Genomic DNA, 19,272 nt, shown 5'->3' with positions numbered 1-19,272 from the left:
TGCTGTGGGCCAGCGCAGCGCGACGATGCAGTCGATATGTTCTGTCGGCAGTCTGCTTACTGGATGATGCAGAGGTCGAGCATGGAGCTGAACCCTCCGCCGCGACCTCCAATGATGATGTGGTCGACCAGAGGAATACTCACGAGTTCAGCAGCCCTCTGCATCGCCTTCGTGAGCGCGATGTCCTCCGGACTGGGCATCGGATCCCCGGACGGGTGGTTGTGCACGAGGACGAACGCGCTGGCGCCGGCACGGATGACCGGCCGCAGCGCATCGGCGACGGTGAGCGCGGCGCCGTGCCTCCCGCCCCGAGCCAGGTCGAGCTCGGCCATGAACTCGTTCCGGCCGTTGAGCGCGATGCCGAGCATCACCTCGTAGACGAGCCCGCCCAGTCGGTCAGCATAGATGCGGGCGATGTCCGCCGAGCACGAGAACTTGTGCTTCGGCAGCGAGGGGTAGCCGCTGCGGACGAGTTGCTGCAACGCCAGCACGGCGCGGCGCTGGACCTTCGTGAGCCGGAGCTGCTCCAGCTCGTGCTCGCTCAGGTCTCGCCAGCCGCCAGGGGCGCGGGCGAGCCGGTCCGCGATGCGCCCGCTGCGCAGGACGGTGCGGAGCAGCTCGGCCTCCGGTGCCGCGAGGTCGCCCCTGATCGGCCCGCCTGGGTGCTCAGCTGCAACGCCAACCTCACCGCGGCCAGCCCGCATGGCCATCGCGCCAGTAGGGCTCGTCATCCTCGTCGAACAGCGACCGCTGGCCGTACGGCGAACCGTAGCGCGGCGTGCTGGGCGGCGCAGACGGGCCCATGTGGATGCGCGGCGCCGGGCTCTGTCGTGCGGCGAGCATGAAGATCGGCCGGTTCCGGTCGACGATCAGGATGCCGGTGAACGCTGCGCCGTCGGCGCTGAAGACCTCGACACCTGGAGGCGGGGTTGCCGCCTCCCGGAGCCAGTCGAGCATCTCCGCGGCCTTTGGCACGCGCCGGGGCCGACCGTGCCGGAGCAGCTCCAGCAGGGCCTCGCCGATCAGCTCGCTCACCGCGACGGCCAGAGCGCCTCCGATACGGCCGCGACCAGGAGGCCGGCGACCGCGGCGGCGGCGCCCTTCTTCACGGACTCGTTCGCGAACACGCGGAGGACGTAGGAGGAGACAGCGGACGTGGTGTTCTCGTTGTTCTGGGACATGGGGATCTCTCCTGAGCGCCGATGAGAGCGCGCTTCGATCTGGACGGAACGGAAAAGACGGCCCGGACGAAGGGTCGCGGTGGACAGGGGCAGCGTGGGCGACTAGCCCACGCAGGCGAGGAGCACCTGCGCGGCCATCGCGAGGACCGCCGCGGTGATGCGCAGCACTTTCACGAGGAGCTTGTGGTTCTTCATGGACGTGAATCTCTCAAGCGGAGACCTCCTTCATCAGTATTATCCCCTGTAATTCCAAGTATTTGCACCCGACGGGCCCGCGACTGCCCGTGCACGATGGCCACGAGACGCGACCCGGATGCGCTGCGCCTGAGGTATTCCCACGGCAAGGAGCCAAGCGATGCGAAAGGATGACCGCGAACCGAAGGCGAGCCGCGCGGAGCGCGCGCTCCAGAAGATGACCTCGGCGCTCCGCAAGGAGTGCGACAGCATTCGCAAAGAGCTCGCGTCTACGGGAACCGACGACGCGAAGGTCAGGCATCGGCTGGGCATCCTGGTGAACGCCATCCGGAAAGAGCCCAACAAGTACGGGCAAGGCGGCGTCGAGCAGCTGGCCCGCGCGCTGGGCTTCGATAAGACACTGCTCTACCGGCACGCGAAGGTCGCCGAGTGCTGGTCGTCGAGGGAGCTTTCCGAGCTCCTTCGGCGGAAGAGCGTGACCGGGCTCCCGATCAGCTTCTCGCACTTGCAGCTCCTCGTGACGGTCACCGACCCCACGAAGCGCGAGGAGTACATCGAGACCGTCCTTGCCGAAGGACTGTCGGTGCGCGACCTGGGGCGGCGCCTCAATCCCGCAGCGGTGAAGGCATCGAGGAAAAAGTCTTCGCAGCCCGACGCGGAGCACGCCCTGCGCGGCCTTCAGACGACGCTAGAGATCTGGACCGATCGGGTGGATCTGCTTGAGGCCGAGGTGCTGCCTACGCTGGGCAGCGCGCCGCCCTCGCTGGAGCTCCGGTCGAAGTACGAGCAGGCGCTCGCGCAGCAGCAAGCGTTCGTCGAGCGCGTGAACAAGCTGGGCGCACAGATCGGCGCCTGGCTCGCATCCGGAGCGGAGGGGGCCCCAGCTGAGGCTCAAAACGACGCGAACGCCGATGAACACGCCACGGCGGCAGAGTAGCCACGCTCGCGGGGGGCTCGAAGTCAACCGGCCGGATTGTGGAGACGTTTCGACTTTGTGGACAGGGTGGCGCCTCGGCCACCGTCCGCACATAGAACCGGAAGCAGCACATGCAGGGCACCGGCATCCAGTGGTGCGACGACACCGTGAACCCGACCATGGGCTGCGACGGCTGCGAGCTCTGGGGTCCGCAGCGCAAGTCCTGCTACGCCGGCGTGCTGCACGAGCGCAAGGGCGGGCGGCATCCGGGGTTCGCGCCGTCCTTCGATCGGGTGACGCTGTTCGCGGGGCGCATGGCGAAAGCGGCGAGGCTGTCGGATCTTCGTGACCGGGGCCGGCTCCACAAACCCTGGCTGGATGGCTCGCCGCGCCTGATATTCGTCTCCGACATGTCCGACGCCCTCTCGAGCGCGGTCTCGTTCGAGTACCTCGAGCACGAGCTCGTCCGCAACGTGACCAGCCCCGAGGGGCAGCGGCACCGGTGGCTCTGGCTGACGAAGCGGCCCCATCGCATGGCCGAGTTCTCGGCGCAGCTCCGCGCGTGGGGCATCCGGTGGCCCTCCAACCTCTGGGCAGGCACGAGCATCACCTCGGCCGCGATGACGAATCGCATCGACGCGCTACTCGGCGTCGGCGATAAGTCGACCTTGCGGTTCCTCTCCGTCGAGCCGCAGGTCGAAGCGGTCGACCTGGACGCGTGGCTCCCCACGATCGACTGGGTCATCCAGGGAGGTGAGTCTGGGGAGGATGCCCGCCCGTTCGACGTCGCGTGGGCGCGAACGCTGCGCGATGCCTGCCGGCGGGCGAAGGTGCCGTATTTCCTGAAGCAGCTCGGCGCGAACGTCCTCCTCGACCACAGTGAGCTCCAGCTCCGCGATCGGCATGGGGGCAACTGGTCTGAGTGGCCCGACGACCTGGTGAGCCGACATGTGCCGACGGTACTTCTCCCCGGTGTGCGAGTCCGACCCGAGATCACACAGAAGGCGTTTGGGAAATTCAGCAGGGGGCGCATGCCGGCGCGATGAACGTCGTCCACTCAGCCGCTCTGCGGTCTCGGCAAATCACATGCGACGCCTTCGTCGACCCTTGTGCTCTGCGCAGCGAGAGGCCTTGCGCTCGAAGAGTCCGCGGTGCTGGTCGCGCTCGGGGCGCACGTGTCCCGCGGCCGGGTGCCGGAACTGGCGTCTGAGAGCGACAGGAAGGCCATGAGCTCGCGGAGTGTGAAGGGGCGTGGGAGGTCGTCTTCCAGGCACAGCTCGGGATCGGCAGCGCTCACATTGCCCGGGCGAGGCACGAACTCGCCGTTGTAGCGTGTGGGGGCGGCGGCGGATATGGCGGAGCGAGGTGGTCTCGCACTCCTGCAGTTCAAGACATTCTGTATGACTGGCACCTACATCGCGCTCTCGGGAAGACGACGCTCTGCTGCCTCGAGGAGTCGGTCGAGCTCGGCGCTGGGCTGCAGGAGACGGAGCGCCGGGCGAGCACGTTTCCGCTCGTCGCGGCTGTCTTCATGGACTCGCTGACGCGGCTTGGATTGGTCCAGCAGGGGACGCATATGGGGCTCTCGCGCCCGATCACCAGTGGAGCCGCAGGCTGCGCGCAGGAGCGGTCCGTCTGCGATCGGGGGCAAGGCTAGACGAGCCCCGGTCAGCGGGCCGAGCAGCCCACCCAGCGAACCCGACGGGTGCCCCCTCCTGAGGTTCACGCGGGGGTGGCAGTGGCATGGCACCTCGCGTCAACGTCGACGTGTCGGGCGAGATGTGCCGGCTAGCGGGCACATTGTAGCAAGGCTGGTCCAGACCGAAACGTGCGACGGGCGCGTCTTTCACCAGTCCTCGTGCTCCTGCTCGAACGATTCGGCCGTCCTGGCCCCGCGAACCGCGGATCCAGCAGCGTCCAGGGGGCGAACAGCGGCTCGCCCTTCACGCTGAGGCGCCGGCAGCGACGTGCCCCGCCGCCCCAGCGGCCCACTTGCGTCGGGGAGCAGCCGCGTGGTTCCATCGGCGGCCCTTCGACCTCCGGACACAATGCCTTCCAAGACCTCGCAAGCTACCGAAAAGTCCGTCGCCCCCGCCCGACGCCGCGCCAGGGAGCGCATCCAAGAGGAGCCGATCGAGCCGGAGCCGCAGAACGCCGACGAGGCCGACGATGCGAGCGAGGACGTCGTCCCGCAGGGCCAGATTGTATGCGCGCTCACCGGCGAGCTCTTCAATGACACGCCCGAGGAGCAGACGCTCCAGTCCTTCATCGACCAGCTCGAGCGCGAGTACGGCGTGGATCCGAAGGACATGGCCCGTGACGTTACCGTTGAGGTCGTGCTCGAGGAGGGCGACAAAGAAAAACGCAAGCGGCGCAAGGTTTCTCTCGCGGTGTACGATCAAGGCAAACCGCACACGATTGAGAACCTCATCCGGGTCGTGCTGATCGCCAAGGCCGGCACCAAGCCGGACAGGAAGGCGCTCGACGCGCTTGAGGACGTGCTCTCCGCGATCCCCGGGACACGGGCGCGGGTGTTCGGGCTCTGGACCAACGGCGAGTTGATGGAGTTCCGCCTGCGCACGTTCGACAAGAAGTTCGGCCATGCGCAGTTCACGGAGCTCACAGACTTCCCTGCGCCCGACGAGAGCCTCGAGGACCTCGAGAAGGCCGAGCGTCGCCCGCTGCGCATCGCCACGAAGGACTCGCTCGTGCGCACCTTCAAGCGCTGCCATGACTACCTGTACGGGAACCGGTCGATGGACAGCAAGAAGGCCTTCTGGCAGCTGCTCCAGCTGATCTTCTGCAAGATATACGACGAGCAACAGAGCGCGAAGCTGTTCTTTGTCGGTGCGACCGAGGCCAACAGCGACGCGGGGCTCAAGCGCGTGCACGAGCGCATCGATACGCTGTTCGCCAAGACCAAGGCGGCGTTCGATGACGTGCTCGAGTCCACCGACCGCCTGGAGCTGACCGACCGCGCGCTGGCGTTCATCGTCGGCCAGCTCGGTCGGTACAACTTCCTCGGCACCGACGCCGACGCGAAGGGCCTCGCATACGAGTCCATCACGTCCACCACGCTCAAGCGCGAGCGTGGGCAGTTCTTCACGCCGCGAAACGTGATCCAGATGATGGTGCGGATGATCGATCCGAAGCCCGGCGAGCGGGTGCTCGATCCGGCGTGCGGCAGCGGTGGGTTCCTCGTGGTGGCGCTGAACCATGTTCGCCGCGAGCTGCTTGCAGCGAACACGGACTACCCGGACCATCCCGTGCCGAGTGAGCTGAAGAGGATTGAGAAGAAGTTGCGCGACTACGCGACGAAGTGCCTGTTCGGCATCGACGTGGACGCGGATCTCCGCAAGGCGGCCCGCATGAACATGGTGATGAACAACGACGGGCACGGGAATATTTTCAGCTTCAACAGCCTGGAGTTCTGGGCCAAGGGCACCGAGGAATCCGCCGATCGGGAGCGGTTCAAGAAGTCCGTCAAGGCATTTGAAGGGCAGTTTGACATCGTGTTCACGAACCCACCGTTCGGATCGAAGATCCCTGTGGACGACCCGAAGGTACTCGAGATGTATGAACTCGGGCACCAGTGGCGTCGGCAGGATGGGCAGTGGGTGAAGGGAGCAGTGCAGAAGAAGGTCCCGCCCGAGATACTGTTCATCGAGGCGTGCTGCAACTTCCTCAAGCCCGGCACTGGGCGCATGGCGCTCGTGCTGCCTGACGGTATTCTTGGCAACCCGGGCGAGCAGATGGAGGGTGTGCGGGCCTGGATGCTGCGCGAGATGGAGTTGCTTGCCAGCGTCGACCTCCCCGCTGAGGCCTTCCTGCCGCAGGTATCGGTGCAGGCGAGCTGTGTGTTTTTACGCCGTCGGCACGACGACGAAAAGAGGTTCACCGGCGGCAAGGGGCCGAACCAGCGACCGGTGTTTATGGCCATCGCCGAAAAGGTCGGCCATGGGCGGCGCGGCGAGAAAGTGTACCTGCGCAAGCCCGATGGTGAGGAGAAGTTCGAACCCACAACCATTATCCGACGGTGGGAGCGCGATGGAGAGATGCGCACCGATAAGCTTACCAGGCTCGAGAAGATATTGGCGGATGATCTGCCGTGGATTGCCGCTCAGTACCTTGCTGCCGCACACCAGGCTGCGATCGGGGGCGGGTGATGCCGGCGGCGTTCTTTGCGGAGGTTCAGCCGACTGCGCTGCGGGCGCTCAACTACGCGCCCGAGGTCGAGCGGTTCAAGGCCGCGCGCGCACGCCATCGATGCGTCCCTCTAGGTTCGTTGGTCCGCGACATGGGGACAGCCTATCGGAGAATTTTTCAGCGTGTAGAGTGCGACCCCGACGCCGGTGTTGAACTGCTCGGACAGTCAGACATGTTTTCGGCAGAGCCGGTGGGTCGATGGATTCGACCAGATGGTATTCGTGGTATCGACGATCAATTGATCATGCCCTGGCAGGTGCTTTTTGCCGGTGTAGGAACGCTTGGTGAGAACGAGCTTTTTGGCCGCTGCATCCTCGCCGATGGTCGGCTGAAGGGAAGGATTATTGGCTCGGACGCAGTGGCGCTGAACTTCGCCGAGCCGGGGTCAGCGCTCGCGTGCTTCGCGTATGCATTCTTGTGCTCGCGGACCGGGATCCGCGCAGTGCGCGCCACCGGCTACGGTACGAAGCTGATGAGCCTGCGGTTGGACTTCCTGCGAAATCTTCCCATCCCGCTTGGCACCGATGAGCAGATTGAGCGCGTGGGTCACCTCATCCGGATGACCGTTGGACAGCGCGAGACTTACGCGCGTCACCTCAGTGAAGCGCGTGCCCTGCTGAGCAAAATCGATGGATTTACGGAGGCTCAAGCAATGTGCGAGCACCGCGAGGCTCGGTGCGTGCGATGGGACGGACCGCTGACAACATTTACCGCTTGGACGTATGCGTCTGCGGGCGAAGCGCTCTCATACCTCGCAGGGCGATGGTCTGGGCGACTCAGCGACGTTATCGAGGATGATGGGATATTCAACGGAAACCGCTTCGCTCGGACGAGCTGTGACCATCCTCACGGCATCGACCTGCTCTCACAACGTGATGTTTTCCTCATCCGGCCCAGTCCGCGTCGCGTAACTCGCCCGAGTTTCAGCGATCGCGTCCTGCTGGCACGACCATTCACCCTGCTGGTGGGTGGTGCCGGCACGCTCGGTGAGGGAGAACTATTCGGGCGCGTCGAAATGCCAGGGGAAGATTGGGCGGGGTTGGGCATTTCCCAGCATCTGCTCCGTATCTTCCCGCGTCGCGAGCACGCCGCCCTAGCATTCGCGTTTCTTTCGAGCATCGTTGGGTTCCGTCTTTTGCGCAGCACGGCCGTCGGGACAAAGATCCTGAGTCTCCGACCGGATCTTCTGAGGGCGCTCCCTTTTCCTGATGTCACAACCAAACTTACCGCGTCGCTAGAAAACAGCGTGAAAGCGGCCCTCGAGGCTCGCGCATCGGCGGCATCGGCGGAGCGCGAGGCGGTCCGCGTCATTGAGGAGGAGGTATTGCCCGCATGGCTCGTGTAATCGTCCTCCCTGGGACTGAGGGGCCCGTTGGCCGTTTCGAGCAGCAAGTCGTGGAGCATCTTCGCGCCACGCTGCCCGACGGCTACGTCTTGCTGCCCAACTTCACCGTGAAGCAGCAAGGTCACGACGCGCTCGAGTACGACGCGGTCGTGCTCGCTCCGCATGCTATCTATGTGCTGGAGGCGAAGGAGTGGATCGGCCGCCTCTCTGGGGACGACACGGAATGGCTGGTCAACCAGACGCCGCGCGCCTGCCCGCTGCCGACAGTCAACCTGAAGGCCAAGGTACTCAAGACGGTGCTCGCGTTGCCAAAGGGCGTCTGGGTAGCGCCGCTCTTCGTCGTACCGGATGGCATCACCCTCAACCTTACAGGCGGCTGGGCGGATAGCGTCGCGAAGCTCGGAGACGCGCCGGCGTTCATCAAGGATACACACCGGTTGCACAGCTCAGGGAACCACAGCGCACTCGTGGGCACCTGGCTGGAGAAGCTACGGGGCAACGCCGGCCGTCGGCAGCGTGGCTCCCGGAAGCGTTTTGGCGGGTACGAGACCACCGAAATTATCCAGCTCAGCGAGCATACGGACGAATATAAAGCCCGTCGCTGCCTGGTGGACGATCCGCGTCCCTACCGCGTGCGCACATGGTACCTTGACCCGTATCTATCCGAAGATGCGCGGAAAAAGCGCCTCGAGGTGATCCGACGCCCGACGGTGGCGGTCTCGCAAATCGGCCCTCATGACCATCTGCTCCAGATCTTGCACTTTGACGAATTGCAGGACGAGCACCTCTTCTACGAGGTCACCGAGTGGTCCGACTACGGCACGCTACATGGGTACCTGCGCAACATGGAGCGTGAGAGGCTCACGCTGCGTGAGCGCCTCGAGATAGCGCTCGGCGTCGCGCTCGCGCTCGACGCAGTGCACGGCAAGGGGCTCGTGCACCGCAATCTATGCCCCGAGACGATCCTCATCGGCTTCGATCGCAAGGCGCGGCTGACAGATTTCGACCGCGCATGGCTCGACCGTCCCAACGCGCTGACCGTCTACGACTCCGTTCGTACACGCAACGAGGCGTACCTGCCGCCGGAGCTGGAGAACCCGCTTGATTACGATTTTGATACATCGTCGGACATGTACTCGTTTGGCGTCCTGCTCTACGAGTTACTCGTCGGAAACGTACCCTTTGCGAAACCCGCCGAAGCACGCGCCGCGCACGGGCGGCCGCACGAGCTTCCCAGCGCACAGCGGTCCGGTCTCACCGCTTCGCTGGACGACCTGATCCTGCGGTTGCTAGAAGTCGACGAATTCAAGAAGCGGCCCAGCGCGGCAGAGGTCGTGAAGGTGCTGCGCGCCGAGCTCGACGGATCCCAGGCCAGCCGCGGAGATGGCGAACGGTCCGCCGCGGCGCAGACCGCGAACTTCGATGAAGGCAGCATCGTCGACGGCGTCTACCGGATCGAGAAGCGTCTCGGCGCTGGCGCGTACTCGGAGGTGTACCGGATCTACCACCTCGACCACGAGCGCACCTATGCGATGAAGCTGCTCAAGGGCCTCGACCAGGCTGAGAGCGCAGTGCACGAGCTTCTGACGGGCTTTCAGCTCCCGCAGCACCCCCACATCGCCCGGATCATATGGCAGGACCGTCTCAGGCAGCCCCCCCACACGCCGTACGTGCTGACCGAATACGTTGAGGGCGAGACGCTCGAGGCGTACTGCTCGGGACGCAAGGTGCTGCACCTCCGGGACGTGCGCGACGTGGGGCTCAAGCTCCTCAGCGCGCTCGCGGCGATCCACCCAGACGTTGACCGGATCGAGGCGCTTAAGGAGCGGCTGCGTGCCGGTGAGGCTGACGAGAGCGAGTATGACGAGCTCGGCTGGCTCGAGCAGAAGGGCGGCATTCTCCACCGGGACATCAAGCCAGCGAATATCATGCTTGCGATGCCCGAGCGCGAACCGAAGTTCATCGACTTCAACATTGCCGCCAGACTTGACGAGGCGAAGGGCTTCGGAGGCACGCCACGCTATTGGGCACCGGATCGCGGAATTCCCAACTGGCAGCCGCACCACGATCTCTTCTCCTTGGGCATCGTGGTTTACGAACTGGTGCTCCACCAGCATCCGTACCCCGAGGATCTTCCAGGGAACGGCGAGCCGATTCATCCGCATGACCTCGAGCATGGGCGTCTACTCAGCCGTGAATTCGCTGACTTCCTGCACAGGGCGGTGCAGCCTTCCGGTGTGGACCGATTCCGATCGGCACAGGTGATGGCCTCTGCACTGCGTGCGATCGAGTCGCTGAACGCGCCGACGATATCAGCACCCGGCGACGATGACTTTCCCCTGGAACTTCGGCCCGAAGAGCAAGGGAAAAAGAACTATAACCCCTATGTCAGCCGGCTTCTGACGCTCTACAGCCAGGCGCGGTACACGAACGCCGGCACGCGTGGGCTCGACGACATTGGGCGCATCACCTACGTCCAGACGCGGCTCGACCGAGAGCTGGCGCCGACGATCCTTGATGGGCGCTTCCGCTTGGTGCTGATCTCCGGCAACGCTGGGGACGGCAAGACAGCCTTCCTCCAGCAGCTGGAGCGCGAGTTCGCGCAGCGTGGCGCAGCCGTGTCGGAGCTGCCATCAAAGAACGGTGCGAGCTGGACACACGAGGAGCTGCAGTATCGCTCGAATTATGATGGCTCGCAGGACGAGGGCGACCAGCGCAGCGACGATGTCCTAGCAGACTTCCTCGCGCCGTTCGAGGGAGAGCTTGGCAAAGTCCTCGAACACCGCCAAGCACGGCTCATCGCCATCAACGAAGGCCGCCTGCTCGACTTCCTCGAGCACAGTTCTCATCGCGGTAGGTTTCCGGGGCTGCGGTCTGCTCTGCTCGGCGCGCTGCACGAGGGGCTCGCCTTACCCGAGGGTATCCTGCTCGTGAACTTGAATCTGCGTGCCGTAGCTGTGCAGGGCCCCAAGGGCGAGCCGTCGCTCGTAGACGCGCAGCTTGACCGGATGTTGGGGCCAGCGCTGTGGAAGGCATGCGAGAGCTGCGAGCACCAGACGCGCTGCCCGCTAAAGCACAACGCCGATACGATGCGCGATCCTGCATCTGGCAAGGCAGTGCGTGAGCGTGTGCGGCGGCTCTACGAGATCGTGCACCTGCGCCGGCGTCAGCACATCACGATGCGCGACTTGCGTTCATCGCTCTCGTGGCTCCTCCTGCGCGACCATGGGTGCGACGATGTCGGGTTCTTGGTCAAGCAGTCCTCGCTGGATGCGACCGAGCAACTCGCACGACTCTACTACCCGGACGCCTTCGCGTCAGATTTCGAGCAGATAGTGGGTACGGTGGAAGATCGGCTCGTACGCCTGCTGCGCGAGACAGACGTCGGCCTGGTGGAGTCGCCCGGGACCGACCGGCGTCTGCACCACGAGCCGGATAAGGCCGTGGGATGGATGACCTTCGAGCAACGCGCGAAGCACGGGTGGGACGTCCTCATGCGGCTCCAGAGGAATCTCCCGCCGAAGGGCGAGATCGTGCACCTCACGGATGCCCTCGCTGAGCACCGGCACGCAATCGCCCGCTGGCGTCGCTGGGCGTACTTCGAGCGCCAAGACGACCGGTGGGAGCAGATGCTGCCGTACCGATCTCTGGGACTGTACGAGAAGGTTGCTATGGCCTCGGAGGGCGCAGCCGACGGCGAAAGGGCACGTGAGGATCTACGCGACTTGATCGTTGAGGCCATCTCACTCTCGGAAGGAGTGCGGCACACCGGCGTGCGGCGAGGGTACATTTGCCTGCGCGTCTCGCGCGCCAAAGCCGTCCACAGCCGAAGCTTTCGGTTGTTTCCGAAGGAGCGCTTCCGCGTCGAGGTCGTGCGCAGTGACTCGATGCGCCGCTTCCTTGAGATGGCGCCGGACGCCGTGCAGCTCGTGGCGGACGACAGGCTCGCGGCGCAACCCTCTCGCGCGCCGGCGACGCTCCGGCTGTCTCTGGACCTGCTCGAGATGCTCGAACTGATCCGGAGAGGGTACCGCCCAGGCCCGAGCGACATGCGAGGCCTGTTCGTGAACCTAATGATCTTCCGCAATGAGCTGTTGAATCTGCCCTTCGAGAGGGTGATGGTCACGCTCGACAACGAGCGGTTCTACGAGATCGCGGCGCGCACAACGGGGAAGGACGTGGTGTTCGAGGTGAACGAGGCGAGGCCCGTAGAGGCGGAATCGGGGGCACCATGAAGCTGGACAAAGAGGATCAGGAATTCCGCAATCCGAAGGTATTCCTGATCGACCCGAAGAACATCGACCTCGAGCGAGTGCTGGTGAACTTGTTCCTCCTGTTGCGCACGGAGGGGCAGCGCCACGCGGGCCGGAAAGCGTCGCAGGCCATCGAGTCGATGGACCACCAACAGCAGACCTTCGAGGGCGCCGCGGGCAGCCCCACCGTCCAGCAGCACCGCGAAGTAGTACGTGCTTGGCTAGAGAACGACGTTTTCGACCTGGTGAACCGGGGCAAGGCCACCGAGGCCGTGGCGTCGCTACGACCGCTCCACCTCGACGCGCACAAGATCCGCGTCGCGAAGCACTGCCGTAGCTACAATGTTGACGAGCACATGTATGCGATGCTCCAGTACGGGGAGCAGCAGACGGTCAAGGACCTGCGCGCGTACCTGGACCGAGGCCTCAGCCCACACGACCGGAAGATCGACCCATCAGCGGGGCTCGACCTCGAGACGCTCGCGGTCCTCAAGATGGTCGAGGGTAGGCCCGACCCGCTGAAGAGCAATGAACCGGTCGCGCCGACGGCGCCAACCTGCATTGGGCAATCGCGCGTGCTCTGCGACGATATTGAACGCCTGTTGGCGTACCGCGATGCGGTCCCTCGCGGCGTCATGATCGAGTACCTCAAGGTGGTGCTGGGGCTTCACACGGCTCTCTACGTCCTACGTCTTGCGCGGCAACTGACCGGATGGCGTCTCGACCACGAAGCTAATAAGGCATGCCTCGACTGCAAGGTCCACGGTGGGCTGGAGCGGCCGTTCGAGAGCTGCCCTTATCAGCAGAGCTTCGTCGTTGACGCTACGGGCAACCCGCGATCGCCGATGGCGCAGCTCGCCCGCGAGAGCGCGCTGTCCGAGTACGCACGGCTGACCGATTTGATCAAGTCCATCTTCACGTTCAACCAGCTGCTGCGCTATGCGCAAAACAAGCGGCCAGAGTTGAATGACCCGCGCAGGGTGCTCGAGCTGCTGAAGACCCCTCCGCCCACGTTCGACGCGTATTGGGAGTTTCGCCTCGACGAGATTCGTAAAAAGAACGAGACCGGCAAGGACGACGAGAAGGAGAGCATCTCCGCCGAGGAGGAGGCGCTGTTGTCCATGGGTCTTCCGCCATTCGAGACCCTGATCGAGCTAGTGACGCACGTACGCGCAAGGCACCACCGCGAGTACCTCGTCCAGCTGCTCGACAAGCTGCTCCAGAAGAACACGGACTTCGGTGCGCTCGCCCAAAGCAAGGCCCAAACCAACGACCGGCGGTGGGTCTTCGGGGGCCGGCTATTGGAAGTGTTCGTGCAGCTGGCGGTACTCAAGTGGAGCGAGAAGGACGGACGCAAGCTGTTCTTTAGCGAGCCGCTCTTGATCGAGGACTTCCTCGGTTGGCTCGAGGCTCGTTACGGCTTCGTCATTGCGGGCGCTCGGATCGAGGGAGGACGCCGGCCGATCACGGTCGAGGAGCACCGTGCGTTTCGCGACAATGTGCGGGGGCTCAAGGACCAGCTACGGGAGATCGGCTTCTATGACGATCTGAGCGACGCATACAACGCGCAGACGATCCGCCCTCGCTACCCGATCGATGAGCGCAAGGAGGTGAGATGATGGAATCTCTCACCGTCCTCCAGCGCGTCACCCAGGATGACCTCTACGAGTTCATCGCAGAGCAGTGCTTGCCGCACCTGCGCGATGAGCTGAGCGCACGTGGCAAGGCGCGGCGCCTGCGTGTGTCGGACCTACCGCTGCCCGTGATGGAGCGCCTAGCGCAGCAGCTCGACGGCGAGGGCGAGAAGAACAAGAGGTGGATGGCACGGGTGCTCACCGCCAAACCTACGCCGGAATTGTGGCGTGCGACGGCGACGAAGCTGATCGAGCTCCGGAATGTACTGACCGAGCCGCTGATCGTCTTCCTCCCGACCGGACTGCGCACTGCGGCGGAGGACTCGCTCGATGTAGCAACGTTCACCGAGATCCCGATCGCGCCGAGGACCGCCGATTTTGCGACTGAGCTACTCAAGCGGCTGCCCTCGAACCTGCGTATCCGTGTCGAAGACGCGTTCGAATTTCTTCGGAAAGAAAAGGTCATCCGGGTTCCTGATGCCGAGGTCGAATACCTGCTGACCGTGATCAAAAACGGTAGCACCCCTCAGGCAGCGGGCGGTGCGCTCTGCGTCTTTGGCCTGATCCCCGACTTCGCCACCTTCGCGGGGTCTGATCATAGGCAACGCCTCTCGCGCAATCAAAACATCAGTGCTCTTTTGGCCGACGTACGCAAGCCCCTGCAGGAGCGCATCGCCCGCCTCCGTGTCCAGGCGAATTCCGTGCAGAAGGACCTGTTCGTCTACTTGCGCAACAGGCATGCGGACGAAACGGCGAGCTGGACCTCGGAGATCGCCTGCGACACGAAGCATCGACACCTCGCGTTGGAAAAGTGGCCGTTCCTGGATACGCTCGAGGGCAAGGAGAAGCTGCGGCTCATCCTCGACCCGCTGGACTTGCCAGTACAGACGGCTGACGAGGTTGGCGGCGCCACACCGATGAAAGTGTGGGATTTAAAGAAGGAGAAGACCTTCAAGGTTTCGTTCTCGTCGATCCCCGCGCCGGCGCTGTTCGAGGCTTGGAAGAGCTTCCGCATCCAGCTACTTGAGATCAACGACGGTCAGCCCACCCCGGTTTGGACCAGCAACAACTTCCCGAAGCCAAAGACGAAAGCAAAGACCCGGAAGTTTTCGCGACAGCTCAAGGCTTCGGATCTCGAGACGTTGGCGGAGGGTTCATACTATCTGCGCATCGACGCGCTCAGCCAGGACGGCACGGTCCTCACTGAGATCGACACGACCAGCGCGACGCAGCGGGCGGAGAACGAGTCGGAGTTGTTCCTGCTCATGCGAGGTGACGTGCCGGTGGCTTCGGACCAGCCGCGCGCGGTGCGCACGATGTCGTTCTCCGACGCATGGTGCGTGGTCGCCTTGAAGGCCACAGAGGCAGATAAAGATGGGGAACCACTCCCCGCACGCGCTGAGCTGACGGGAGCCTGGGATCAGCCAGCGGGCGCTGCGGTGCGCGGCGACGTGACGTTCACGTTCGACAACCCGGGTGCCAACGGACTGACCATCGTGCTGCCTGGCTTGCTGCGCCAGCTCGAGTACGAGGTGCTCGAGCATCCCGAGCACATGGGGATGTACCGCTTGGAGCTCGCCGGGGTGCGCTCCCTGTCTGACGCCAAGCCCAAACGTCGCGTGACAGCTCCGGTGCCAACAGATCCGACGACGCAGGCCTTCCTGGTGGCTCGGAAGGTCGTGTTTGATGCGATCCTGGCGCAGCACGCGCGACGCAAGGGTGAAGGAGATGGAGACAAGCGTCGACGAGGCACTGTAGAGACGGTCGATCTGCTCGCGCTGCGCCCACTTATAGAATCATACGCCCAGGCCTTCGGGGCGTGGACGCGGGTGGCGCTCGCGGCCGACGGCCCTACTTCGTTGCGGAGGCTAATTAGCTCTCTCGACATCGCGGAGGTGCGGTGGCGTCCGAGTGGCGGCGATCCTGGGCGCGCGCTTTTGGTGGGACCGTTACACCCATTGCGGTTGCTCTGGCACCTCCAGCATGCCGTCATCGTTGACCAGGCGCTGATAGCGTGGCAGGCGAAGACCGAGCGTGCACCGTCGTGGAGGGAGTTCCTTGAACAACTCCGCCGGGGGCTTCTGCCGGCGAATCTGCCGATGGTGCTATTCGACGACGTAGGACGCGGATTCGTCGAGCGCGAGCACGTGACCCAGCACTGGTCGCTGTATCTACCGGACCGCGCCCAAGACGGCGAGAGGCTGGACCTCGGCACCTGCCGCGTCAACGCGCGCCGGCACCTTGGTGTGCGCGGGCGCTATCTTGAGTCAGCGGGGCTCTCCGCGCGCGACCTCGCGGTGCGCGTCATCGAATACATTGAGCAGCACCCATACGTGGAGCAGTTGCGGATTAATGTATTTAATCCAGGAGACGGGCAACTCGTGGCAGACATGCTCCGTGGCGTCGAGGCCACACGGTTCATGCTCCCCGGAGCGCTGTCGCAGCCGCCGTCACTCCGCTACGCGGTGCAGATGTTCGCCGGTGCTGATCACGTCGACGAGACAGGCGAGGCGCTCGACGCGCTTTTGGATCCCGAACGCCAGGTCGCCGAGACCGACGAGTTCACACTCGGGTCCGGCAACCATCTCCTTCCGAAGCTGCTCGTCGCGCGCAGCACCGTCGACGAGTTCCTTCGGAATCCGGGCGCATTCAACGCACACATCACCATCTTCGCAGAGCATTTTCGCGCGGAGGCCCGGCTCAGTGATGTGCGGTTACTACGGCGTGGAATGTTCGTGGCGGGCCTCGTCGAGGAGCCCGAGACGAGGCAGATTGAGCGCCCCGATGGCACCGGCTACGGCTGGACCAAGGGGATCCACCCCAAGGGCGCCGAGCACGCGGATACGCTCGAGCGCTTGCTCGTTGAGACGCTTGCGACGACGCAGACTATGCAAGCCGCGAACGCCGAGGGCAGAGCCCCGCCAGACGGCACCGCACCAACCTTGACGCTTCGCCTCGAGTCGACCGACCAGGCCCTGATCCGCCAGGTGCATGACACGAGCGACTGGGTGCTGACCATCGATCGGAACCTTGGGCTAGACTACTTCGACAGCAGCACGAGCGAGCACGAGACCGGGTATTTGCTCGACTTCTCGCCGGAGTTTCTCCACGAGGATCAGCCGCGCGTGATGCTGACAACGCGTAGTGCGGTGGAATTACAAAATCTAGTTCGCCCAACGCTCGAGCGCTTCGACCTAAAGCTGCCTGAGGGTGGCGAGGTGATGGTGCTCGAAACGCTACGCTCACTCTCCGGGCGCTTCGCGTTGCGGATGCTGTCGGGCCACTCACAAGCCGCTGAGGTGGTGGGGCTCCTCGTGGCGCGGTGGGCGCTGGAGCGTATCGGCCTATTGCAACGTCAAATCGTGATCCCGATCGATGCGCACCGGTCGTGGTTCACAGCCGACAACAAGGACCCGCTTGCTGTGGTGAAGCAGCGCCGGGCCGACTTGCTTCTGCTCAAGCTCCGGCCCCGTGAGCGGATCATCGACGTGCAGGTGGTCGAGGTGAAAGAGCGCGAGGAGATTTTGGCGAAGGTGCGCGCGCAGGTTTACGCCGGCATGCATGAGCAGGCGGACAATACGGTCACGCGCTTGCGCGAGTTGTTCGACCAAGACCTATACGCAGAGCCTCGGGCGGATCGGCTCCTGCGTGCAAAGGAGTTGGCGAATGTCCTGAGCTTCTACCTGGCCCGCGCCCAGCGCTATGCCCTTGTGAGTGACTCCGCCGCCGAGGAGGCTCGCACGTTCATCGAGACGCTCGACAGCGGCTACCGTCTGGAGTTCAAGATGCTGGGCGTCCTGTTCGAGCAGCGGGCGAAGGGCTATCATGTCGACGAGGACGAGCCGGGTTTCCCGGTCCACCGCATCGGGGGTGATATTGCGGTGCGGCTCCTGCAGGACTCCGTTGCTGCGTTCCAGAAATTGCGCAGCGAGACGAGCTCCGAGCGTCCGTCGCATCGGTCACCGCCAGCGCCGTCGCCAGACCTGTCGCGGGAGCTCGAGGCGCTCCGAAGTCAGCTAGGCGCGGAGGATGAGGTGCCCGCAATGAGCGTGGTGACCGGCGCGCACTCCGGCCCGCTAGAGGCTCTTGGAACCGCACCGCGTGGAGGGGTCGATCAAGTCTCGTCCGAACCCACGGTTGCCGTGCAGGTGCCGGCGGGGGACGATACAGCGTCCACCATGCCCGCACCGGCGGCGAAAACGGCGGCTGCGCCGCCGCGAGCAGCTCCAGCCCCGGCGGCACCGGCGCTGTTGCCCGAGGGACTGGCACACCCTGGAAGCGTGGTGATGCTCGGCGCCAACGAGCGCACGCAGCAGTTCGGCGTCCTGGGTAAGACGGGCGGAGCAAAGATCGCTGTGGACCTCAACGGCTGCAACACCATCAGCCTGTTCGGGGTACAGGGCTTCGGGAAATCCTATACGATGGGTGTCATCGCGGAGATGGCGGTACAGCCCATGCCGGGAATCAACGTGCTTCCCGCACCGCTTGCCACCGTCATCTTCCATTACCACAAGAGCGACGCGTATGAGCCTGAGTTCGCGTCCGCGATTCAGCCCAATACGAAGGCGCGAGAGGTCGAGCGACTGCTCGCCGATTACAGCGCGCACCCGGACGGCCTTAAGGACATAGTTCTTCTGGTGCCGGAGGCGAAGACAGAGCAGCGACGCCGCGAGTATCCGGGCATCGACGTGCGGCCCATTAAGTTCGCGTCATCGGAGCTCGGCGCCGATGGGTGGAAGTTCCTGATGGGCGCGGCTGGCAATGACTCGCTGTATGTGAAGCAGATCGTGTCGATCATGCAACGGTGTCGCGGGAATCTGACGCTCGAGCGGCTCAAGGCGGAAATCGAGGACGCAGATCTAGCGAAGGGTCTGCGCAAGCTGGCGGAGACGCGCATCTCTCTGGCAGCGAGCTACATCGACGACAGCGCCCGGCTGGGCGAGGTGCTTCGGCCCGGACGTACCGTAATCGTGGACCTTCGGGACGAGTGGCTCGAGCAGGACGATGCTCTCGGGCTCTTCGTGGTTATGATGACTATCTTCGGAGCCGTGAAGTACCAGGGGCAAATATTCAACAAGCTCATGGTTTTCGATGAGGCTCACAAGTACATCACCGAGTCGGAGCTGATCGGACAGGTGGTGGGCATCATCCGCGAGATGCGGCACCAGGCCACCAGCGTGCTGATCGCGAGCCAGGATCCACTCTCCGTGCCGCGTGCGGTGATCGAGTTGACGTCGTTGCTCATCCTGCACCGGATGACGTCTCCCCAGTGGCTCAAGCACCTCAAGAGCGCGATCGGGGCACTCGAGAACTTGACCGAGGCGCAGGTGGGAGTGCTGATGGCGGGCGAGGCGTTGGTTTGGGCTCAGCGAAGCACTGATGCCCGATTTTCTCAGCGGCCTCAGAAAATCTTTATTCGACCGCGGATGACCCAGCATGGGGGAGGAACGAAGACGGCGGTGGCAGGCGCGACGGTGCGTTAGCGCGTATCTGCACAGCCTTCTGAGCGGTACACGGACTGACGCGCTACCGCTTGAGTCCA

Annotated in this window: 10 protein-coding genes; 7 read left to right on the top strand and 3 right to left on the bottom strand. The window is 64.3% G+C overall.

The window, feature by feature from the left end; all coding sequences use genetic code 11:
* Positions 1-56: 56 nt before the first annotated feature.
* The 3 genes from WMF31_RS37805 to WMF31_RS37795 are packed head-to-tail and all read right to left on the bottom strand — an operon-like array spanning position 57 to position 1,181.
* Complete coding sequence (locus WMF31_RS37805) at positions 57-731, bottom strand: JAB domain-containing protein (protein ID WP_436606751.1); 675 nt, start codon at positions 729-731, stop codon at positions 57-59.
* Positions 685-1,035 (bottom strand): hypothetical protein, encoded by a 351-nt coding sequence (locus WMF31_RS37800; protein ID WP_436606750.1) that lies wholly within the window; start codon positions 1,033-1,035, stop codon positions 685-687. The genes WMF31_RS37805 and WMF31_RS37800 overlap by 47 nt, the downstream gene beginning before the upstream one ends.
* A complete protein-coding gene (locus WMF31_RS37795; protein WP_436606749.1) occupies positions 1,032-1,181 on the bottom strand; it encodes a hypothetical protein in 150 nt (49 codons plus the stop codon). The genes WMF31_RS37800 and WMF31_RS37795 overlap by 4 nt, the downstream gene beginning before the upstream one ends.
* 355 nt (positions 1,182-1,536) lie before the next feature.
* Between WMF31_RS37795 and WMF31_RS37790 the strand changes: the two genes are divergently transcribed.
* From WMF31_RS37790 to WMF31_RS37760, 7 genes are all read left to right on the top strand, one after another.
* Entirely contained in the window at positions 1,537-2,313 is a 777-nt protein-coding gene (locus WMF31_RS37790) for a hypothetical protein (protein WP_436606748.1), read from the top strand.
* A gap of 110 nt (positions 2,314-2,423) precedes the next feature.
* Complete coding sequence (locus tag WMF31_RS37785; protein ID WP_436606747.1) at positions 2,424-3,338, top strand: DUF5131 family protein; 915 nt, start codon at positions 2,424-2,426, stop codon at positions 3,336-3,338.
* 1,002 nt (positions 3,339-4,340) lie between these two features.
* The gene (locus WMF31_RS37780) at positions 4,341-6,458 is read left to right on the top strand and encodes a restriction endonuclease subunit M (protein WP_436606746.1); all 2,118 of its coding nucleotides are present in this window, start codon (positions 4,341-4,343) and stop codon (positions 6,456-6,458) included.
* A complete protein-coding gene (locus WMF31_RS37775; protein ID WP_436606745.1) occupies positions 6,458-7,843 on the top strand; it encodes a hypothetical protein in 1,386 nt (461 codons plus the stop codon). The genes WMF31_RS37780 and WMF31_RS37775 overlap by 1 nt, the downstream gene beginning before the upstream one ends.
* Complete coding sequence (gene mads6 / locus WMF31_RS37770; protein ID WP_436606744.1) at positions 7,831-12,078, top strand: methylation-associated defense system protein kinase MAD6; 4,248 nt, start codon at positions 7,831-7,833, stop codon at positions 12,076-12,078. The genes WMF31_RS37775 and mads6 overlap by 13 nt, the downstream gene beginning before the upstream one ends.
* Positions 12,075-13,715 (top strand): methylation-associated defense system protein MAD7, encoded by a 1,641-nt coding sequence (mads7, locus tag WMF31_RS37765; RefSeq protein WP_436606743.1) that lies wholly within the window; start codon positions 12,075-12,077, stop codon positions 13,713-13,715. The genes mads6 and mads7 overlap by 4 nt, the downstream gene beginning before the upstream one ends.
* On the top strand, positions 13,712-19,213 hold the full coding sequence (locus tag WMF31_RS37760; protein ID WP_436606742.1) for an ATP-binding protein: 5,502 nt from the start codon (positions 13,712-13,714) through the stop codon (positions 19,211-19,213). The genes mads7 and WMF31_RS37760 overlap by 4 nt, the downstream gene beginning before the upstream one ends.
* The last annotated feature ends 59 nt before the right edge of the window (positions 19,214-19,272 follow it).

The organism is Sorangium sp. So ce1036, assembly GCF_051369805.1.
Taxonomy (GTDB): Bacteria; Myxococcota_A; Polyangia; order Polyangiales; family Polyangiaceae; genus Sorangium; species Sorangium cellulosum_F.
The sequence above is the reverse complement of the archived record's forward strand: the minus strand, read 5'-3'. Positions and strand labels throughout refer to the sequence as shown.

Excerpts from the sequence above, each read along its gene's own strand:
- WMF31_RS37805 (WP_436606751.1), bottom strand. The coding sequence starts at position 731 with ATGACGAGCCCTACTGGCGCGATGGCCATGCGGGCTGGCCGCGGTGAG.
- WMF31_RS37795 (WP_436606749.1), bottom strand. The coding sequence starts at position 1,181 with ATGTCCCAGAACAACGAGAACACCACGTCCGCTGTCTCCTCCTACGTC.
- WMF31_RS37790 (WP_436606748.1), top strand. The coding sequence starts at position 1,537 with ATGCGAAAGGATGACCGCGAACCGAAGGCGAGCCGCGCGGAGCGCGCG.
- WMF31_RS37785 (WP_436606747.1), top strand. The coding sequence starts at position 2,424 with ATGCAGGGCACCGGCATCCAGTGGTGCGACGACACCGTGAACCCGACC.
- WMF31_RS37780 (WP_436606746.1), top strand. The coding sequence starts at position 4,341 with ATGCCTTCCAAGACCTCGCAAGCTACCGAAAAGTCCGTCGCCCCCGCC.
- WMF31_RS37775 (WP_436606745.1), top strand. The coding sequence starts at position 6,458 with ATGCCGGCGGCGTTCTTTGCGGAGGTTCAGCCGACTGCGCTGCGGGCG.
- mads6 (WP_436606744.1), top strand. The coding sequence starts at position 7,831 with ATGGCTCGTGTAATCGTCCTCCCTGGGACTGAGGGGCCCGTTGGCCGT.
- mads7 (WP_436606743.1), top strand. The coding sequence starts at position 12,075 with ATGAAGCTGGACAAAGAGGATCAGGAATTCCGCAATCCGAAGGTATTC.
- WMF31_RS37760 (WP_436606742.1), top strand. The coding sequence starts at position 13,712 with ATGATGGAATCTCTCACCGTCCTCCAGCGCGTCACCCAGGATGACCTC.